We start from the raw sequence: 17,314 nt of genomic DNA, 5'->3' as shown, positions 1-17,314 counted from the left end.
AAGGCGCACTTCGGTGCGCCCTGCTAAGTCCTCGCTATTCTCCCACGATCCCTCCTGCCTGATGACTCATCTCGGTCGCCATGAATGGCGACCCTACGAGACTTGTAGCGATGGCGAGTCAAAATTATGCCTTGATGGTGCAGCGCGGGTGTTGAGGCGACATCCCAACTCGCTGAACGAGTGAGGGATTCCAGGGCGAGCCGCATGGATGCGGCGAGAGGTGGCGCTGAGCAGGAGCGAATCGCCACCGGTCCGTCAGGAATCGTGAACGAGTGAAGGCACCGCGCAGCGGCGAGCTGGGCTGGCGCAAGGCCCGGGAGTGCAGAGGGCGCGGCCAGGCGCTCTCTGCTCGGTCGCCGCACGAAGGTGCTGCAACTGCCTCAGCGCAAAGCGAACGAAAGTCGCTCTGCGCTTAACTGAACAATATTACGCTTCAGTGCGCCTTTTTGTTTATAACAAATCCGCGAACGGCACGGTGCTGAGCAGAATGCCGAGAAACAGCACCATGCCCACATAGTTGTTATTCAGGAACGCCTGGAAGCAGGGATCACGCTCGCGCTGGGCAATCAGCTTCTGTTGATGCACAAACAAGCCAGCTGCCAGTAACAGTGACCAGTAAAACGCGCCATTCAGATTGAGCATCATGCCCACCAATGCCATTAGGCCAAGCGTAGCCAGCTGCAATAAACCGATAATCAGTTTGTCATAACGACCAAACAGAATCGCCGTCGACTTCACACCAATCTTCAAATCGTCATCACGATCGACCATTGCGTACTGCGTGTCATAGGCCACCGTCCAGCAGATATTCGCCAAGAAAACCAGCCAGCAGACCAAAGGTAAGGACTCACTAACTGCCGCCCAACCCATGGGAATCGCCCAGCCAAATGCCGCGCCGAGCACCACCTGCGGCAGATGCGTATAGCGCTTCATAAACGGATAAACCCACGCCAGCGCCAGGCCGCCAAATGACAGCAAAATGGTCATGGTGTTCATGGTCAGCACCAGCATAAACGCCAGCAAGCCGAGACCGGCGAAAAGCAGTTTAGCCTCTTTCTCAGATACCGCGCCGCTGGCCAGCGGACGTGACGCCGTGCGCTTTACGTGACCATCGATTTTGCGGTCAGCGTAGTCATTGATGACGCAGCCTGCAGCACGCATCACGATCACGCCGAGCACAAACACTAACAGCACCGGCAGCGGTGGAATCGCCATGCCGGAGAGCCACAATGCCCACAGGGTTGGCCATAGCAGTAGCACGGTGCCGATGGGTTTATCAATACGCATCAGGCGGCAGTAAGCCTGCCATTTGGTCATGGGTAAGGTGTTTTGCACAGTGGTTTATCCTTGATCCAGCGCGCGATAGAGCGGCGACGCCGGTAAAAACAGTTCAGTTAACAGTAGCGGTTTGCCCGACAAGCGCAGGCGAGAACGGCGTCCCCATAACTCGCCAACCTGACCGGGATCGATAAAATCGCGGCTCAGGGTAGATGATGAGAACAGATAGCGACCGAGCGGACGCGTACCGAGCTGTTGCAGCATCTGCTCCGGGCCGTTCAGCGTGCTTTCTGGCACCACCGTGCGGCCAATCAGCCAGGGTACGCCATCACCGCACAGCACAATTTCGCGCAGCCAGAAACGCGGATCGGCGGGCAGAAATTCCGCCTCATCCGTTATCTCATCGGCGCCTATAAACGCTTCACGGATCACTTCTACGGTCACTTGCTGACAATGCTGCTCGAAGCGACGCGTCATGGAATCTTCTTCCATTAACCAGTCAAGTAACGGGGCAGAAAGCTGCGGGGAAGAGGCTGGCAGCCAGTGCAGTGCGCGTAACTGGCGCAGCGCGTCATGCGACATCAGGACATCTCCGGAAAAAAAGTTGCCCTAGTTTAACGCAGAGGAGAATGCGTGGCACTGCTGGTTGTGCCACGCGCTAAAAACAGGGTTTATTACTCGCGCTTCAGGCGGTTACTGTTGGCCAGCCACAGCGTCACCACCAGAATCAAAATCGCCGCTGAATAGTAGAGCGTATCAAACGGATTTTTATGGTCGACGATGATCAGGCGAATGATCGCCGTGATGCCGATATAGATGAAGTAGCGCAGCGGGAAGTGATAGCCCGACTGAAAGTACTTCACAATCAAGGCGATAAATTCGAAGTAGAGGAAGTAGATAACGATGCCTTCAATCAGCAGATAGGAAGAGGTCTGCTCGCCAGTGCTAAACAGCACATTGGCCAGATGAATGGTTTCTTTACCGAGAAACACCACCAGAATAATGGCCAGGATGATCAGTCCAATGTTCAGCACCCACTGCAATGCTAAGGAAATGTACTGCCCAACCCCTGTTTTTATTGTCATTTTTGCGCCTCACGCTCTCAATTACTCACTGGCGCTATCATGCTGTAGTGTGATCAAAATCACAATATTTATACTTCGACATCCACGCACAGCGCGTCGTAGCGCCAGAACTCGCAGTCGCAATCAATCACGCGCTTGAGCTGATCGCGGTTAATGCGGGTGATTAACAATCCGGGCGTGCCGCTCGCCACATTGAGCGCGGGCGCGGCGCGCACCGGCAGCGGTCCTGGCAACATGGTAAAACGCGCACCGCCGTAGCGAATGCCATAGCGCTGGTCATAGAGATCGGTCAGCGAGCGCGTCAGGTCTTCATCCAGCAATCCCGGAAAAAAGGCGGGATTGAGGTAATGCTCGACATACAACACGGCGCGACCATCAATACGACGCAGGCGGCGAATGCGGTAAACCTTATCGCCTTCCAGCAGTTGCAGATGGCGCGCGATCGCCAATTGTGCTGGTACTTCCCGCGCCTCCAGCACTTCGGTGCTGGCAATGCGGCCTTGCTCGGCGGCCATGGCATGAAAATGGCTGTGATGTGACGGGTTATAGACCAGCCGCGGCGGAGCGAGAAACCAGCCGCGACGCAATTCCCGATAGATAATGCCCTGCGCTTCCAGTAACCCCAGCGCCTCACGCAGCGTGATGCGCGTGGTGGAATAGTGTTCGCTCAAGCTGCGTTCGGCAGGCAAACGACCGCTGGCAAATTCACCGTTTTCAATGCGTTCCCGCAGCCCTGCCGCAATCACATCTGCCGTTTTCGACAACATTTTTCAGCCTCATTTTGGGGCAAATCTGCACTATGACAGTTCGATGACTACAATGTGACAGAGTACAACCCACGCTTTAGCGCGCTGTAACCGCATGTGGATCGTCGCGCCACACCCCATTTCACCACCATGGTCATAAAACCTTCATCTACTCGGGCTACATTGGCTCGGTTCTTGCTGGACTAGACCAAGAAGTCCCACAACATATACCGGGAGCAATCGAGATGAAAGCGTTTATCGCCTCTGTAGTAGCCAGTGCCGTACTGCTTGCGCTGCCTGCCGCGCAAGCCGCAGATAATGACCTCGCCGCGTTAGAAAAAGCCGCGCGCGCCGAAGGCCAGGTTAACAGCGTCGGCATGCCCGATAGCTGGGCCAACTGGAAAGATACCTGGAGTGACCTCAACAGCAAATATGGTCTGAAGCACAGCGACACCGACATGTCCTCTGCGCAGGAACTGGCAAAATTTGATGCAGAGAAAGAGAACGCCAGCGCCGATATCGGTGATGTGGGCGCGGCTTTCGGTCCGATTGCCGTGGCGAAAGGCGTGGCGCAACCCTATAAACCAACGCATTGGGACCAAATCCCGAGCTGGGCAAAAGATCAGGATGGCAACTGGATGCTGGCCTATACCGGCACCATCGCGTTCCTAGTGGATAAGCAGCAGGTGAAAGATGTGCCGCACAGCTGGGCCGATCTGAAGAAAGGTAAGTATGTGGTCACTATCGGTGACGTCGGCACTGCGGCTCAGGCGGCCAACGGCGTGTTAGCGGCAAGCTACGCGTTGGGCGGTGACGAGAAGAATGTGAAACCGGCGTTGAGCTTCTTCGGCGAACTGGCGAAAGAAGGCCGCCTTGGCGTGACCGATCCGGTGATTGCCAACATCGAGAAAGGCGAAATTCAGGTAGCCGTGGTGTGGGACTTTAACGGCCTGAACTACCGCGATCAGATCGATAAAAACCGCTACGAAGTGGTGATTCCATCCGATGGTTCCGTGACGTCTGGCTACACCACCATTATCAACAAATACGCCAAACATCCGAACGCCGCCAAGCTGGCGCGTGAATACATTCTGTCTGATGAAGGTCAGATCAACCTGGCGAAAGGTTATGCGCGTCCGATCCGTGCCGAACACCTGAAACTGCCAGCCGACGTGCAGGCCAAGCTGCTGCCGCAGTCTGAGTATAAAAATGCTCGTCCAATCAAAGACCAGGCCGCATGGGATAAAACCTCGAAAATGCTGCCGCGTCTGTGGCAAGAGAACGTCATCATCAATATGAAGCAGTAAGGAGCGAGGGATGAAAACGATCCTGGTGGTGTTGGATGGGCTGAGTAATCAGGTGGCGCAACACGCAATGGGCTATCTGTTTGCCGAATGCGCGCAGGGCAACGGCCAATATTACACGCTGACCTGCGAACTGCCTTCGCTGTCGCGCCCGCTGTACGAATGCATTCTCACCGGCATTCCACCGGTGCGCAGCGGCATTATTCATAACGGCGTCAGCCGCTTAAGTAATCAGCGCAGCATCTTCCATTACGCGCGTGCCGCCGGTCTCACCACTGCAGCGGCCGCCTACCACTGGGTGAGTGAGCTCTACAATCAATCCCCGTTCAACGCGGCGCGCGACCGCCACACGGTCGCGCCCGATCTGCCGATTCAGTATGGGCATTTTTACTGGGACGACGGTTATCCGGATTCCCACCTGTTTGAAGACGCAGAAAGCCTGCGTTTGCGGCACGATCCCGACTTCCTGCTGATCCACCCGATGAACATTGACGATGCCGGACACAAGCACAGCCTGTCATCGCCGCAGTATCGCAACCGCGCGCGCATGGCCGATGGTTATCTGTCGCAGTGGATGCCGGACTGGCTGGCGGCTGGCTATCAGGTGATTGTCACCGCCGATCACGGCATGAACGATGACCGCTCGCACGGCGGCATTTTGCCGGAAGAGACCCAGGTGCCGCTGTTCGTGTTTGGTAAAGGTTTCTCGCTGCAGCCGGATCTCCAGCCGCAGCAGACCGAACTGTGCGGCATCGTGTGCACCTTGCTCGGCGTCGAACATGACAAACCGCTATGTCGCGCGTTACTGGCGGAGCCGCAGTAATGAAAGGCAAAACGCTCGCCGCGCTATTGCTGCTGCCGTTTGCGCTGTTCTGGGTGGCATTCCAGCTCGCGCCGCTGCTGTGGATTGCCATCAACAGCTTCTGGAGCGACATCAATGAGCGTTGGGGCTTCGACAACTACAGCGACATCCTCACCTCGCCGTTCTATTTACAGGCGTTTCGCCTGTCGCTCGACATTTCAATCTGGTCGAGCATTTATGGCCTGCTGATCTCGCTGGTTGCCGGATATTCGCTGCATCGCCTTGGCAGCGGCCGTTTTCAGCGCTTTTTGATGTCATTTACCAACATGACCAGCAACTTCGCCGGCGTGCCGCTGGCGTTTGCCTTTGTGATTCTGCTCGGTCTGAACGGTTGTCTGACGCTGCTGCTACGCCATTACGGCGTGTTGGAAGGCTTCAAGCTGTTCTCGCGTGACGGCATGGTGCTGGTTTACACCTGGTTCCAAATCCCGCTCGGCATTTTGCTGCTCTATCCGGCGTTTGATGGCTTGCGACAGGATTGGCAAGAGTCCGCCGCGCTGCTGGGTGCAGGCCGCTGGCGCTATTGGTGGCACATCGGTTTGCCGATTCTGTTCCCGGCGCTGCTCGGTACTTTTGTGATTTTGCTGGCGAACGCGCTCGGCGCTTACGCCACCATTTACGCGCTCACTACCGGCAACTTTAACGTGGTGCCGGTACGCATTGCCGCGCTGGTCTCTGGCGACATCTCGCTTGATCCCAACACCGGCGGCGCGCTGGCGATGTTGCTGGTGCTGATTATGGCGCTGATTACCGTGGTGCAGCAGTATCTGGTGCGCCGCAGCTATCTCAACGCCAAACCTTCCTGAGGAGCTACACGTGTCGCGCGCGGAAAAATTTTATCATCGCCTGATTGTCTGGCTGCTGCTGGCCATTTTAGCCGCGCCGCTGCTGGCTACTTTACTGTACGGCATTTCCACCAGCTGGAGCGACACCATCCTGCCGCAGGGCTTTACGCTGAAGTGGCTTAGCGCGCTGTGGAGCGATGCGCGTTTCCTGACCGCGCTCGGTCATTCGCTGCTGGTTTGCTGCGGTGCGCTGTTGTTCTCGCTGGTGCTGGTGCTGCCTGCCATGTTTGTGATCGCTTACTATTATCCGAAGCTGGATGCGGTGATGAACGTGCTGATCCTGATGCCATTCGCCGTGCCGCCGGTGGTTTCGTCGGTCGGTCTGCTGCAGCTCTATTCGTCGTCGCCGCTGATGCTCACCGGCACGCCGTGGATTTTGATCGGCTGCTACTTCACCATCGCCTTGCCGTTTATCTATCGCGCCATCTCCAACAATATGCAGGCTATCAATTTGAAAGAGCTGATTGATGCCGCCCAGCTGCTCGGTGCCAGCACCTGGCAAGCGGCGCTGTTTGTGGTGCTGCCGAACCTGCGTAAAGGCGTGTTTATCGCGGTGCTGCTCTCCTTCTCCTTCCTGATTGGCGAGTTTGTTTTCGCCAATATGCTGGTCGGCACCCGCTATGAAACCTTGCAGGTGTATCTGTTTAACATGCGCAACGGCAGCGGCCACTTCACCAGCGCGCTGGTGATCTCCTATTTTGCCGTCGTCCTGCTGGTCACCTGGCTGGCGAATGCCCTCAATCCTGAACGAGGCTGACCATGAGTTATTTGAGCGTCACCCAGCTGAATAAAAGCTACGGCCCAACCGCCATTTTTGAAAACATCGATTTCAGCGCCGAAGAAGGCGAATTTGTCACGCTGCTCGGCCCCAGCGGCTGCGGAAAATCCACGCTGCTGCGCTGCATCGCCGGATTGACCGACGTCGATAGCGGCAAAGTATTGCTGCAAGGTCAGGATATCGTGCCGCTGCCGCCGCAGAAGCGCACCATCGGCATGGTGTTCCAGAGCTACGCGCTGTTCCCGAACATGACGGTTGAGAAGAATGTGGCGTTTGGCCTGAAGATGCAGAAACTGGCGAGCGGCGAGATTCAAAAGCGCGTGATGGAGGTGCTGGCGCTGGTGGAACTCACCGAGTTCGCGCGGCGTTATCCGCATCAGCTCTCTGGCGGACAGTGTCAGCGCGTGGCGCTGGCGCGTTCGCTGGTGACGCGTCCACGCTTGCTGCTGCTGGATGAGCCGCTGTCGGCGCTGGATGCGCGCATTCGTCGCCATCTGCGCGAGCAAATCCGCCATATTCAGCGCGAGCTGAAGCTCACCACCTTGTTCGTTACCCACGATCAGGAAGAGGCGCTGACCATGTCCGATCGCATCGTGTTGATGAACCGGGGCAAGATCGTGCAGAACGGCAACGCCGAAATGCTCTATACCCAACCGGCCGATGTGTTTGCCGCCGGTTTTATTGGCAACTACAACCTGCTGAGCGCCGAGCAGGCAACGCAGCTGACCGGACAGGCTTTCAGCGGCCAGGTCGCGATTCGCCCTGAGTCAATCCAACTGTGCGCGCCGCAGGCTGGCATTCCCGCCACCATCCTCAGCCATAGCTTGCTCGGCAACGTGATTCGCTATCGGGTGCGCGCGCAAAATGTAGAGCTCTCAGTTGATGTGCTCAATCGCAGCGTGGCAGATTTGCATCCCGCTGGCATGCAGATTGGGCTACAGTTAGAGATGTCGACGTTGCGCCAGGTTGCTTAATTTAAACGAAAAAAGGCGACACAACGCGGCGAAGGTTTTACCGGTTGTGCTCACCGTCAGGCTGGCAATCGGTGTGATTTGAGCCTGACGGATGAGGAGCCTCTATACGTGTTAACTCTGCTTAATCTACTCTCCGCCGTTGCGCTGCTGGTGTGGGGCACACACATTGTGCGAACCGGCATCATGCGCGTTTACGGTGCCGATCTGCGTCGCGTACTCAGCCGCAGCGTCGAAAAAAAACCGATGGCGTTTCTTGCCGGCATCGGCGTGACAGCGCTGGTACAAAGCAGTAACGCCACCACGCTGTTGGTTACCTCCTTTGTTGCGCAGAATCTGGTGAGCCTGACGCCCGCGCTGGTAGTGGTATTGGGCGCGGATGTCGGGACCGCGATCATGGCGCGTATCCTGACCTTCGATCTGTCGTGGCTGTCGCCGCTGTTTATCTTCTTTGGCGTGGTGTTCTTCCTCAGCCGTAAGCAAACGCGCGTTGGGCAGCTGGGCCGCGCCAGTATTGGGCTCGGACTGATTCTGCTGGCGCTGCAGCTGATTGTGGCGGCCGCCAAACCCATCACTCAGGCGGCGGGCGTTCAGGTGCTGTTCTCAACGCTGACCGGCGACGTGATGCTCGATGCGCTGATTGGCGCGGTGTTCGCCATCATCAGTTACTCCAGCCTTGCGGCGGTACTGATTACCGCCACGCTGACCGCCACCGGCGTGATCTCCTTCAAAGTGGCACTCTGTCTGGTGATTGGTGCCAACCTCGGCAGCGGCTTGCTGGCGATGATCAACGCCAGCGGCTCCAACGCGGCGGGCAAACGCGTCGCGCTCGGTAGCCTGCTGTTTAAGCTGATTGGCAGCATCGCCATTTTGCCGTTCGTCAATGTGGTAGCCGACGTGCTGGATAAAATGCCGGTCAACGATGAAGAGCTGGTCATCTTCTTCCACGTCTTCTACAACCTGATCCGCTGCTTGGTCATGGTGCCGTTTGCCGATCCGATGGCGCGCCTGTGCCGCCGTATGATCGCCGATGATCCTGAAAACGAAACGCATCTGAAACCCAAACACCTCGACAGCAGCGCACTCGATACACCCGCATTAGCGCTGGCTAATGCCTCACGCGAAACACTGCGCATCGGCGATGTGGTCGAGCAGATGATTGAGTCATTCAATAAAGTGGTGCACGGCGACCTGCGCGAAGAGCGCGCGGTGCGGCGGCTGGATGATGATGTTGATGTGCTCTACACCGCCATCAAACTCTATCTGGCGCGTATGCCGAAAGAAGACTTGCCGGAGGATGATTCGCGCCGCTGGGCGGAGATCATTGAGATGGCGCTCAACCTGGAGCAGGCGGGCGACATTATCGAACGCATGTGCGCCGACGTAGCGGATAAGTCACTGACCGCGCGCCGCGCCTTCTCTGCCGAAGGGCTGGAGGAGCTGCAAACCTTGCAGGAACAGGTGCTGTATAACCTGCGTCTGAGTTTGTCGGTGTTTTTGTCGCACGATGTCACCAGCGCCAAACGCCTGCGCCGCTCCAAGCATCGCTTCCGCATCCTGATTCGCCGTTTCTCACACGCGCATGTCGAGCGTTTGCATCTGCAGAATGTACAAAGCATCGAAACCAGCTCGCTACATCTGGGCTTGCTGGGCGATATGAAGCGTTTGAATTCGCTGTTCTGCGCCGTGGCGTACACGGTTTTAGATCAGCCAGATGATGAGCGGGAAGAGGATTAAACTCCTGAAATGAATGAATCTTTAGAAGGACTTACCGTTCATAAACCAGACTGGACATTTAGGTTAAAACTTTGTGTTCACTTGATTTGAAATAACCTACTAACACAATGGTTATTTGGGTTAAGTCCTGTTCGGAGTATTATGAGGCTTCTGCCGTTTTCAACGGAGATATCAGGAGCCTCAGTGCATGGATGACAACAAAAACCAATCTTGGCATCGCCCCATTTGGGATGACAACGGTCAATTTTACTACGAGTTAATTTCTCAACCGAAAGAAAATAATCACCTGGCGATATGCCTCGTGCCGCCCGAAAAAGTGATCCCGGTAATATTTATTCCGGGTGTAATGGGATCAAACCTAAAAAACCAACAGAGCGAAGTCTGGCAGTTTAGTGCCTCGTCGCTTAAAAAATGGACGCTAGCCAGCCCGGATAAAAGGAAATTTTTGCTCGATCCGAAGACCACGACAGTTGACGACAGAGGGGCCATTTTTAACGATAGCGTTGACGGAAAAAAATTCCCCTCACGGCGGGATCGCGGATGGGGAAGCGCGTTTTACAAGAGCTACGGGGAGGCGCTCGACCGGCTGCAATACCTGCTCAACGACGACGAAATCCTGATGGATAATTACTTCAGGGAGGCGCAGCTGCAGACGGCACGACAGCGTTTTACCGGCGTCAGAATCGGTGACGAACCGGCAGAACAGGTGCTGACAGAAGTAGAAACGGCCCACAGTCACCGATTTTTATACCCACTGCACTTTTTTGGTTACAACTGGCTACAGTCCAATGCGGACTCAGCGATGCTGCTGGGCGCGTATATCAGCAAAGTGCTGGGTGATTATCACGGCCGTCTCGCGGTGAACAAAGTCATTCTGATCACCCACTCGATGGGCGGGCTGGTTGCCCGGCACTACTCAGAAAACATGAATGGACAGGAAAATATTCTGGGGATGGTGCACGGCGTGATGCCGGACCTCGGCTCGCCAGCGGCGTACCGTCGCATGAAAACCGGTGAGCGCGGCGTGACCGGGATGATTATCGGCGACAGCGCAGAAAAGCTGATGCCGGTGCTGGCACAGTCCTCCGGACCGCTACAACTTCTACCGGGCAGTGCTTATGGTCCGGGCTGGCTGAAAATAGAGGGGAACGGCCCCCGCCAGTCCCTGCCGGTGGATGACCCGTATGAGGAAATTTACCTGAATAAAACCGCCTGGTGGCGGCTGTGTGAGCAGGATTTATTGTTGGGGAATACTAACAGTGAATGGGAGGCTTTTGTTTATCGGATCAAGAAGCCAGTGAAAGAGTTTATTGAAAAATTGGATGGCAAATATCACCCGCAGACCTGGCTGTTTTACGGCGCGAGTGCGGACAATAAGTCTGACGCGTTTCTGACATGGAAAGAGAAGATCCCTCTGCGCGTTAAAGAAGCGCAGAGAGTCTGGAAGGATGCCGGAAAGCATCTTGAGCTGTCCCCGTTAAGAACCCATGAGCTGATTTCCGCCGGGACACCCGGCGACGGCACAGTGCCTGTCTCGGCGATCCGTACCTCATCCCCTCGTATTCATGGGGTGCTGGCGACTAATGTTGATCATGAAGGTGCTTATGCGGTTGCCCCCGTGGATCGCTCCCGTTCGGTTTACAGCGACCTGTCAGACGCCCTGGTGTTCACGGTCCGCTCGGTGGTGAAAATCGTGCAGCAGGTACCGGCCCCATGAAAAAATTCCCGCTTGAGCTGCTTATCCCGCTGGCTTTAGTGTTGCTGGCGACAGGATTCTATATTTACAACTATGTGACGTTTGTGCATACGCCACCGGCGTTAACGGACAAGGAAAAACGTATGGTCGATACTCTGTTTACCACCACGAAAGCCCAGTGTATGGGGCGCTACGTGTTTGAGGTTCCTGCCTCTTTTGAAAATACCCTGATGGACCGTGCCCAGATTAATGAGGTCAGCATTAGCAGCAAGCGGCTCTACCGGCCGGCGTTTGAGCAGCGTATACGGCTGAGGGAGCAGGAGCTGGAAAAAAGTCATACAGTTGATGCTATGGATCAGCCTTTTCTCAAGCAGGTGTATCGGGTCAGTGAAAATGCGGTGATATTTGACCGTAATAGAAACGGAAGTGAGGGCGGATATGGTCGCACTCTGGAGGGGCACCTGTATGTTGGCGGGGTAGCGTTTATGCTCACCCAGGATATTATCGATTTATCTGATCCTAAATATCAAAAAGATAAGGAGGATTTCATCAATGCCGGCGTAAGAATAAGTTCTCTTAACACCAAGCCTCAGAAGCTGGCGGAGTTACAGGACTTAATGTCCCGTCTGAGCGGGCGAAAAGACAATGAAATTCCGACGCAGCCAGGAACCTGTATTTCAGAAGGATTTATTCGCGACGGGAGCGGGACGCCGAAGGAAGATATTACCTTTGTCTATCCGCATAATTCGGTCTTTTCTTTTGTTGTCTGGAGTAATAACGCATTAAAAGAAAGTTCCACCATGATGGAGCGAAGCGGTGAAATTCAGTCTTATCTGAATCAAGTTAATGCCCGAACGCTGCGTAAGGGTAAAACGCAGATAGCCGGTTTCGATGCCAGCGAATGGCTGGCCACTGCTCCATCAGAACAATCACCCGATATCGCGTCAGCACAGTTATTGTTTACCGCTATAGCTAATGAGAAAACGGCGGACTTCAGGCATCCCAATCTTGATCTGACATTGAGTAATCATGCACTTTCTCCACCGACTTATAGTGATTCTGAACTTTTGGAAATATGGGATCGTATCATCCGTTCCTTTCGCATCAGGAATAATGCGTTCTAAGGAAAACATTCTGGCAACCAGATGATGAGCGGGAAGAGGATTAACAAGGTCAGAATCGCGCCGCTACAAATCGCGTAGCGGCGCAATGTATTGCGCTGGTTTTACATCACGACAGCAAACTAAACGCAATCATGCCAACAATCGCGCCGGTGGTGCCCAGAATGGTTTCCATCAGCGTCCATGTCTTCAGTGTTTCGGCTTCGGTGGCGCCGGTAAAGCGGCCAAACAGCCAGAAACCGGCATCATTCACGTGACTGATAATGATCGAGCCGCCGCCGATACAGATCGACAGCGCAGCCAGCTGCGCGCCGCTGTAGTGCAGCGGTTCAATCACCGGCATCACTAAACCAACGGTAGTTAAACAGGCCACGGTGGCCGAACCCTGAATCACGCGAATTGCGCCAGAAAGGATGAAGCACGCCAGCGCAATCGGCATGCCCGCGCCGGTCAACGCATGTCCCAGCACCGGGCCAACGCCCGAATCCACCAGCACCTGCTTAAACACGCCGCCCGCACCAATCACCAGCAGAATAATGCCCGCCGGTTGCAGCGCGCTGCCGCACACCTGCATCACCTTCTCTTTATCCATGCCCTGACGATAAGCCAGGCCATAAATCGCCACCAGACAGGCCAGCAAAATCGCGGTGAACGGATGGCCGATAAACTCCAGCCACTCATACAGATGGGAACCCGGCGTAGTGAAGCGTGCGCCGATGGTTTTCAGGCCCACCAGCAGCAGCGGGAACAGAATCAGCGCCAGACTAAAGCCAAACGACGGCAGTTTGCCCTCTTCCACTTCCGGCTGATGATCTTCCGGCGGTGCGCTAAAGCTGACGTGCTGCGCAATAAAGCTGCCAAACAGCGGACCGGCAATCAGCATGCCCGGAATCGCGGCGCACAGGCCCAGCAGAATCATCCAGCCAAAATCAGCGTGCATCTGCGCGGCCAGCAGCATCGGCGCGGGACCCGGCAGCAGAAACGCGGCGGACGCCGCAACACCGGCAAACAGCGGGATCACCAGCTTAACCAAATTACCTTGGGTACGACGCGCTACGGCGAACGCAATGCTGATCAGCAACACTACCGCCACTTCAAAGAACAGCGGCAATGCACAGATCAATCCGGCGACGCCCATCGCATAGTGTGCGCGGCTTTCCCCAAAGGTTTTCAACATGCGAATGGCGATCTGATCGACGGCGCCGGTTTCATGCAGGATCTTGCCGAACATCGCGCCCAACGCCACCACAATGGCGAGAAAGCCGAGCGTTCCGCCCATGCCTTTTTCCATGGTTTCAGCGATTTTATCGAGCGGCATGCCGGAGAACAGACCGGCACCAATGGAGACTAACATCAGGGCAACAAAGGCGTGCATACGCGCTTTCATCACCAAAAACAGCAGCAGCAGGACAGAGCCTGCTGCGGTTAACACTAGCGTTGCGGTACTCATGACTAACCCTTGTTGATTGCACCCTCAATGGTCGCAACCGTGGCCGCAACTACCTCATCCAGTGAATGATTGATATCAACCACCAGTACATCGGGCTCATCCGCGCCGGGTTCCTGCAGCGTGGCGAACTGCGTCACCAGCATCTGCGGTTTGAAGAAGTGACCTTTACGCGCTTTCAGGCGGGATTCAATGGTTTCGAAATCGCCCTGCAGATAGATAAATTTCAGGTTCTCGTTGCCCTGACGCAGGATATCGCGATAGGACTTTTTCAGCGCCGAACAGACGATGATGGAGATCTCCTGCGTGCGCTGCATGGCAAATGCCGCATCATTCAGCGCCTGCAGCCACGGCTGGCGATCTGTGTCATCCAGCGGATGACCATCGGCCATTTTCATGATGTTGCTGCGCGGATGGAGGAAATCCCCATCGAGGAACGCGGTGTTTAACTGGTGAGAGACCTGATTGGCGACGGCAGATTTTCCGCTGCCGGAAACGCCCATCAGGATAAAGACGTGGTGCGATGGAGATGGCGTAGTCATTGTTTTGCGCTCCGGCAGTGAATTCTGCCCAATGTTACCGATAACAAATCGAGTTGCCATTGTCAGAGCCCACTGAAAGGCTGGCAACCCTTCTCAGGCGGAAAAGCACGAAAGTGTGAACTGACTCAAAAAATCGCCAAAATCAGATGCTGTCACCTTCGGAGATTTCAAAGCCAACATCCAGCGGTTGCGTCATCGTGCGATCGCCACCAATCCGCGCCAGCAGCATCGCTGCCGATTCGCGTCCCATACGCTCGCGCGGCGTTAACACCGTGGCGAGGCGCGGATTCACCACTTGCGTGATGTCGTGGCCATGAAAACCAGCAATCGCCATCTGCTCTGGCACGCGCAATCCCTGACGCTGACACTCAAACATCGCGCCCACCGCCAGGTCATCGTTGGTACAAAACAGGCTGTCGGTTTCGGGATAACGCTTTTGCGCTTCACACAGCAGTTGCGCGCCGGCGCTGAACGAAGAGGCATCCTCCATCATCACGCTGTGTGGCGTGAGCCCCGCTTCGCGCATCGCTTTTTCGTAGCCCTGCTGCTTCTGCAAGGTACGTTCATCAAGGCGCGCGCCGAGATAGACGGTGTGGCGATGGCCTTTTTTCAGAATAGCATGCGTCATCTGCCGCGCGGCTTCGACGTTATCGAAGCCCACCGCCATATCGAGGCACGGCGTTACCGAATCCATCATCTCAATCACTGGAATGCCCGCCACTTCCAGCATGCGCAGCGTGCCTGGCGTATGGGTACGCTCGGTGAGGATTACGCCATCAATGTTCCAGCCGAGCAGCGAGCGCAGCTGTAGCTCCTCTTTCTGCGCGTTATAGCCAAAGTGCGCCACCAGCGTTTGATAACCCGCTTCGTCGGTCACAGCTTCGATCCCGCGCAAGACGTCGGCGAAAACCTGGTTAGTCAGCGAAGGCAGCAGCACGCCGATGGCGCGGCTGGTGGCGTTGGAGAGCATGTCGGGTGCGCGATTGGGGATGTAACCGAGCTCATCCAGCGCCACGGCAATCTTATCGCGCAGCGCTACCGAGACCTGATCTGGGTTGCGCAGGTAGCGGCTGACGGTCATTTTTGTGATGCCGACGCGATCGGCAACGTCCTGTAATACCGGTCTTTTCTTCTTCATCTTATGCGCCTGAGATCAGAGATAAACCGAGTTTATCATTTTTTTGTCAGGTGCAGGTTTTGCGGGCCCCCTCCTCAGGCAGAACTAACGAGAATGGTCTTGTAGCCAATCAGAGAAGGAACAAAGAGCATCGGCAGTCCTGCACAGTAGACTAAATGACGAAAAAAGGACCATTATGACGGACCATTCCTCTACACCAGCCAAACGCCCAATTGAGCGTTTTCTCAATACCGTTGAGTGGCTAGGAAACTTATTACCGCATCCGATTACGCTCTTTGCATTGTTTGCATTGTTCATCATCGTCGCCTCCGCGATTGCCGCCGCCTTCGGCGTCAGCGTGATCGATCCGCGCCCGGTAGGTGCGGCGGGCCGCGCACCAGATGGTGTGATTCACGTGGTTAGCCTGATGAGTGCCGAAGGCTTGCAGCGCATCGTCAGTCATCTGGTCACCAACTTCACCGGCTTTGCGCCGCTCGGCACCGTGCTGGTTGCGCTACTCGGCGTGGGGATTGCCGAGCATTCAGGGCTGCTCTCAGCGGCGATGCGTGCGCTGGTGTTCAACGCACCGAAAAAGCTCATCACCTTCACCATCGTGTTCGCAGGTATCGTATCCAATACCGCTTCCGAACTGGGTTATGTGGTGCTGATTCCGTTGGCGGCGATGATTTTCCACTCGCTGGGCCGTCACCCATTAGCGGGCCTGGCGGCGGCGTTTGCCGGTGTTTCCGGCGGCTACAGCGCCAACTTGCTGCTCGGCACCATTGATCCGCTGCTCTCTGGCATCACCCAAAGCGCCGCACAGATTATCGATCCTGACTACCATGTTGGCCCGGAAGTGAACTGGTACTTCATGTTTGTCAGTACCTTCGTGATCTCCATTCTTGGCACCTGGATTACCAACAGCATCGTCGAACCTAAGCTTGGCAAATATCACGACGGCGAAGGCGAGGCGGTGCGTGGCGATATGGGCGCGCTATCGGCAGAAGAACGTCGCGCGCTGAAAGGCGCAGGCTGGGCGATTCTCGGTGTTACGCTGCTGCTGATTCTGACCGTAATTCCAGGCTATGGGGTGTTGCTCAACCCGAAAACCGGCACGCTGGCGGGCTCGCCGTTCCTGAAAGGCATTGTGGTGTTTATCTTTGTTTTCTTCGCCATCCCCGGCATGGTTTATGGCCGCATGATTGGCAATATGCGCAACGATCGCGACGTGATCAACGCCATGTCTGCCAGCATGAGCAGCATGGGCATGTATATCGTACTGGTGTTCTTTGCCGCGCAGTTCGTGGCGTTCTTTAACTGGAGCAACTTCGGCACCGTGGTGGCGGTGAAAGGCGCCAATTTGCTGGCATCACTGGATATGGGCGCGCCGCTGCTGTTTGTCTGTTTCATCATGATCTGCGGCTTTATCAACCTAATGATTGGCTCCGCCTCGGCGCAATGGGCGGTGACCGCACCGATTTTCGTACCGATGCTGATGCTGGTCGGCTTTGCGCCGGAAGTGACTCAGGCGGCTTATCGCATTGGTGATTCGGTGACCAACGTAATTACGCCAATGATGAGTTACTTCGGCCTGATTATGGCGGTGGCGGCACGTTATCGTCGCGATATGGGCATCGGTACGCTGGTGGCAATGATGTTGCCGTATTCGGTGGTGTTTATGATTGGCTGGACGCTGCTGTTTGTTCTGTGGGTGTTTGTCTTCAACCTGCCGGTCGGGCCCGGTGCAGCAACCTGGTACACCCTGTAAAAGGCAAAAAAAAGCCA

Annotated in this window: 16 protein-coding genes; 9 read left to right on the top strand and 7 right to left on the bottom strand. The window is 55.7% G+C overall.

What is annotated here, in order from left to right:
- Nucleotides 1–450 precede the first annotated feature (450 nt).
- From ubiA to PanJK_RS14410, 4 genes are all read right to left on the bottom strand, one after another.
- A complete protein-coding gene (gene ubiA / locus PanJK_RS14425; protein ID WP_008109936.1) occupies nt 451–1,335 on the bottom strand; it encodes a 4-hydroxybenzoate octaprenyltransferase in 885 nt (294 codons plus the stop codon).
- A gap of 6 nt (nt 1,336–1,341) precedes the next feature.
- Nucleotides 1,342–1,860 carry a chorismate lyase gene (gene ubiC, locus PanJK_RS14420; protein WP_256698144.1) on the bottom strand — a complete coding sequence of 173 codons (519 nt, stop codon included), beginning with the start codon at nt 1,858–1,860 and terminating at the stop codon, nt 1,342–1,344.
- A 92-nt stretch (nt 1,861–1,952) separates the two neighbouring features.
- Nucleotides 1,953–2,363 carry a phosphate-starvation-inducible protein PsiE gene (gene psiE / locus PanJK_RS14415; RefSeq protein WP_008109934.1) on the bottom strand — a complete coding sequence of 137 codons (411 nt, stop codon included), beginning with the start codon at nt 2,361–2,363 and terminating at the stop codon, nt 1,953–1,955.
- A 68-nt stretch (nt 2,364–2,431) separates the two neighbouring features.
- Nucleotides 2,432–3,130 carry a UTRA domain-containing protein gene (locus PanJK_RS14410; protein ID WP_265300633.1) on the bottom strand — a complete coding sequence of 233 codons (699 nt, stop codon included), beginning with the start codon at nt 3,128–3,130 and terminating at the stop codon, nt 2,432–2,434.
- A 224-nt stretch (nt 3,131–3,354) separates the two neighbouring features.
- Between PanJK_RS14410 and PanJK_RS14405 the strand changes: the two genes are divergently transcribed.
- The 8 genes from PanJK_RS14405 to PanJK_RS14370 all read left to right on the top strand — a co-directional run bounded on the left by PanJK_RS14405 (nt 3,355) and on the right by PanJK_RS14370 (nt 12,426).
- Nucleotides 3,355–4,416 carry an ABC transporter substrate-binding protein gene (locus PanJK_RS14405; protein ID WP_265300631.1) on the top strand — a complete coding sequence of 354 codons (1,062 nt, stop codon included), beginning with the start codon at nt 3,355–3,357 and terminating at the stop codon, nt 4,414–4,416.
- A 10-nt stretch (nt 4,417–4,426) separates the two neighbouring features.
- Nucleotides 4,427–5,236, top strand: coding sequence for an alkaline phosphatase family protein (locus PanJK_RS14400; RefSeq protein WP_192412697.1), 810 nt, complete (start codon nt 4,427–4,429; stop codon nt 5,234–5,236).
- Entirely contained in the window at nt 5,236–6,081 is an 846-nt protein-coding gene (locus tag PanJK_RS14395; protein WP_008109927.1) for an ABC transporter permease, read from the top strand. The genes PanJK_RS14400 and PanJK_RS14395 overlap by 1 nt, the downstream gene beginning before the upstream one ends.
- 10 nt (nt 6,082–6,091) lie before the next feature.
- On the top strand, nt 6,092–6,877 hold the full coding sequence (locus PanJK_RS14390; RefSeq protein WP_101763078.1) for an ABC transporter permease: 786 nt from the start codon (nt 6,092–6,094) through the stop codon (nt 6,875–6,877).
- A 2-nt stretch (nt 6,878–6,879) separates the two neighbouring features.
- Nucleotides 6,880–7,872, top strand: a complete 993-nt coding sequence (locus PanJK_RS14385; RefSeq protein ID WP_256698142.1) for an ABC transporter ATP-binding protein — start codon at nt 6,880–6,882, stop codon at nt 7,870–7,872.
- A 108-nt stretch (nt 7,873–7,980) separates the two neighbouring features.
- On the top strand, nt 7,981–9,606 hold the full coding sequence (locus tag PanJK_RS14380; RefSeq protein WP_008109921.1) for a Na/Pi cotransporter family protein: 1,626 nt from the start codon (nt 7,981–7,983) through the stop codon (nt 9,604–9,606).
- A gap of 187 nt (nt 9,607–9,793) precedes the next feature.
- Nucleotides 9,794–11,323: an esterase/lipase family protein gene (locus tag PanJK_RS14375; RefSeq protein WP_265300623.1), complete on the top strand. Its 1,530-nt coding sequence runs from the start codon at nt 9,794–9,796 to the stop codon at nt 11,321–11,323.
- Nucleotides 11,320–12,426 (top strand): T6SS immunity protein Tli4 family protein, encoded by a 1,107-nt coding sequence (locus PanJK_RS14370; protein WP_256698140.1) that lies wholly within the window; start codon nt 11,320–11,322, stop codon nt 12,424–12,426. Before PanJK_RS14375 ends, PanJK_RS14370 begins: the two co-directional genes overlap by 4 nt.
- Nucleotides 12,427–12,532: 106 nt before the next feature.
- On the opposite strand, the gene gntU is transcribed toward PanJK_RS14370, so the two are convergent.
- The 3 genes from gntU to gntR all read right to left on the bottom strand — a co-directional run bounded on the left by gntU (nt 12,533) and on the right by gntR (nt 15,550).
- Nucleotides 12,533–13,873, bottom strand: a complete 1,341-nt coding sequence (gene gntU / locus PanJK_RS14365) for a gluconate transporter (protein ID WP_256698138.1) — start codon at nt 13,871–13,873, stop codon at nt 12,533–12,535.
- A 2-nt stretch (nt 13,874–13,875) separates the two neighbouring features.
- Nucleotides 13,876–14,412: a gluconokinase gene (gene gntK / locus PanJK_RS14360; RefSeq protein ID WP_008109916.1), complete on the bottom strand. Its 537-nt coding sequence runs from the start codon at nt 14,410–14,412 to the stop codon at nt 13,876–13,878.
- A 142-nt stretch (nt 14,413–14,554) separates the two neighbouring features.
- The gene (gene gntR, locus PanJK_RS14355) at nt 14,555–15,550 is read right to left on the bottom strand and encodes a gluconate operon transcriptional repressor GntR (protein ID WP_154194851.1); all 996 of its coding nucleotides are present in this window, start codon (nt 15,548–15,550) and stop codon (nt 14,555–14,557) included.
- A 175-nt stretch (nt 15,551–15,725) separates the two neighbouring features.
- Here gntR and PanJK_RS14350 point away from each other — a divergent pair, with 175 nt between their 5' ends.
- Nucleotides 15,726–17,297 (top strand): AbgT family transporter, encoded by a 1,572-nt coding sequence (locus tag PanJK_RS14350; protein ID WP_265300619.1) that lies wholly within the window; start codon nt 15,726–15,728, stop codon nt 17,295–17,297.
- Nucleotides 17,298–17,314: the final 17 nt, after the last annotated feature.

The sequence above is a fragment of the Pantoea sp. JK genome (genome assembly GCF_026130245.1).
Taxonomy (GTDB): domain Bacteria; phylum Pseudomonadota; class Gammaproteobacteria; order Enterobacterales; family Enterobacteriaceae; genus Pantoea; species Pantoea trifolii.
The sequence above is the reverse complement of the archived record's forward strand: the minus strand, read 5'-3'. Positions and strand labels throughout refer to the sequence as shown.

Coding starts and splice junctions, on each gene's coding strand:
- ubiC (WP_256698144.1), bottom strand. CDS start 1,860: ATGTCGCATGACGCGCTGCGCCAGTTACGCGCACTGCACTGGCTGCCA.
- psiE (WP_008109934.1), bottom strand. CDS start 2,363: ATGACAATAAAAACAGGGGTTGGGCAGTACATTTCCTTAGCATTGCAG.
- PanJK_RS14410 (WP_265300633.1), bottom strand. CDS start 3,130: ATGTTGTCGAAAACGGCAGATGTGATTGCGGCAGGGCTGCGGGAACGC.
- PanJK_RS14405 (WP_265300631.1), top strand. CDS start 3,355: ATGAAAGCGTTTATCGCCTCTGTAGTAGCCAGTGCCGTACTGCTTGCG.
- PanJK_RS14400 (WP_192412697.1), top strand. CDS start 4,427: ATGAAAACGATCCTGGTGGTGTTGGATGGGCTGAGTAATCAGGTGGCG.
- PanJK_RS14395 (WP_008109927.1), top strand. CDS start 5,236: ATGAAAGGCAAAACGCTCGCCGCGCTATTGCTGCTGCCGTTTGCGCTG.
- PanJK_RS14385 (WP_256698142.1), top strand. CDS start 6,880: ATGAGTTATTTGAGCGTCACCCAGCTGAATAAAAGCTACGGCCCAACC.
- PanJK_RS14375 (WP_265300623.1), top strand. CDS start 9,794: ATGGATGACAACAAAAACCAATCTTGGCATCGCCCCATTTGGGATGAC.
- PanJK_RS14370 (WP_256698140.1), top strand. CDS start 11,320: ATGAAAAAATTCCCGCTTGAGCTGCTTATCCCGCTGGCTTTAGTGTTG.
- gntU (WP_256698138.1), bottom strand. CDS start 13,873: ATGAGTACCGCAACGCTAGTGTTAACCGCAGCAGGCTCTGTCCTGCTG.
- gntK (WP_008109916.1), bottom strand. CDS start 14,412: ATGACTACGCCATCTCCATCGCACCACGTCTTTATCCTGATGGGCGTT.
- gntR (WP_154194851.1), bottom strand. CDS start 15,550: ATGAAGAAGAAAAGACCGGTATTACAGGACGTTGCCGATCGCGTCGGC.
- PanJK_RS14350 (WP_265300619.1), top strand. CDS start 15,726: ATGACGGACCATTCCTCTACACCAGCCAAACGCCCAATTGAGCGTTTT.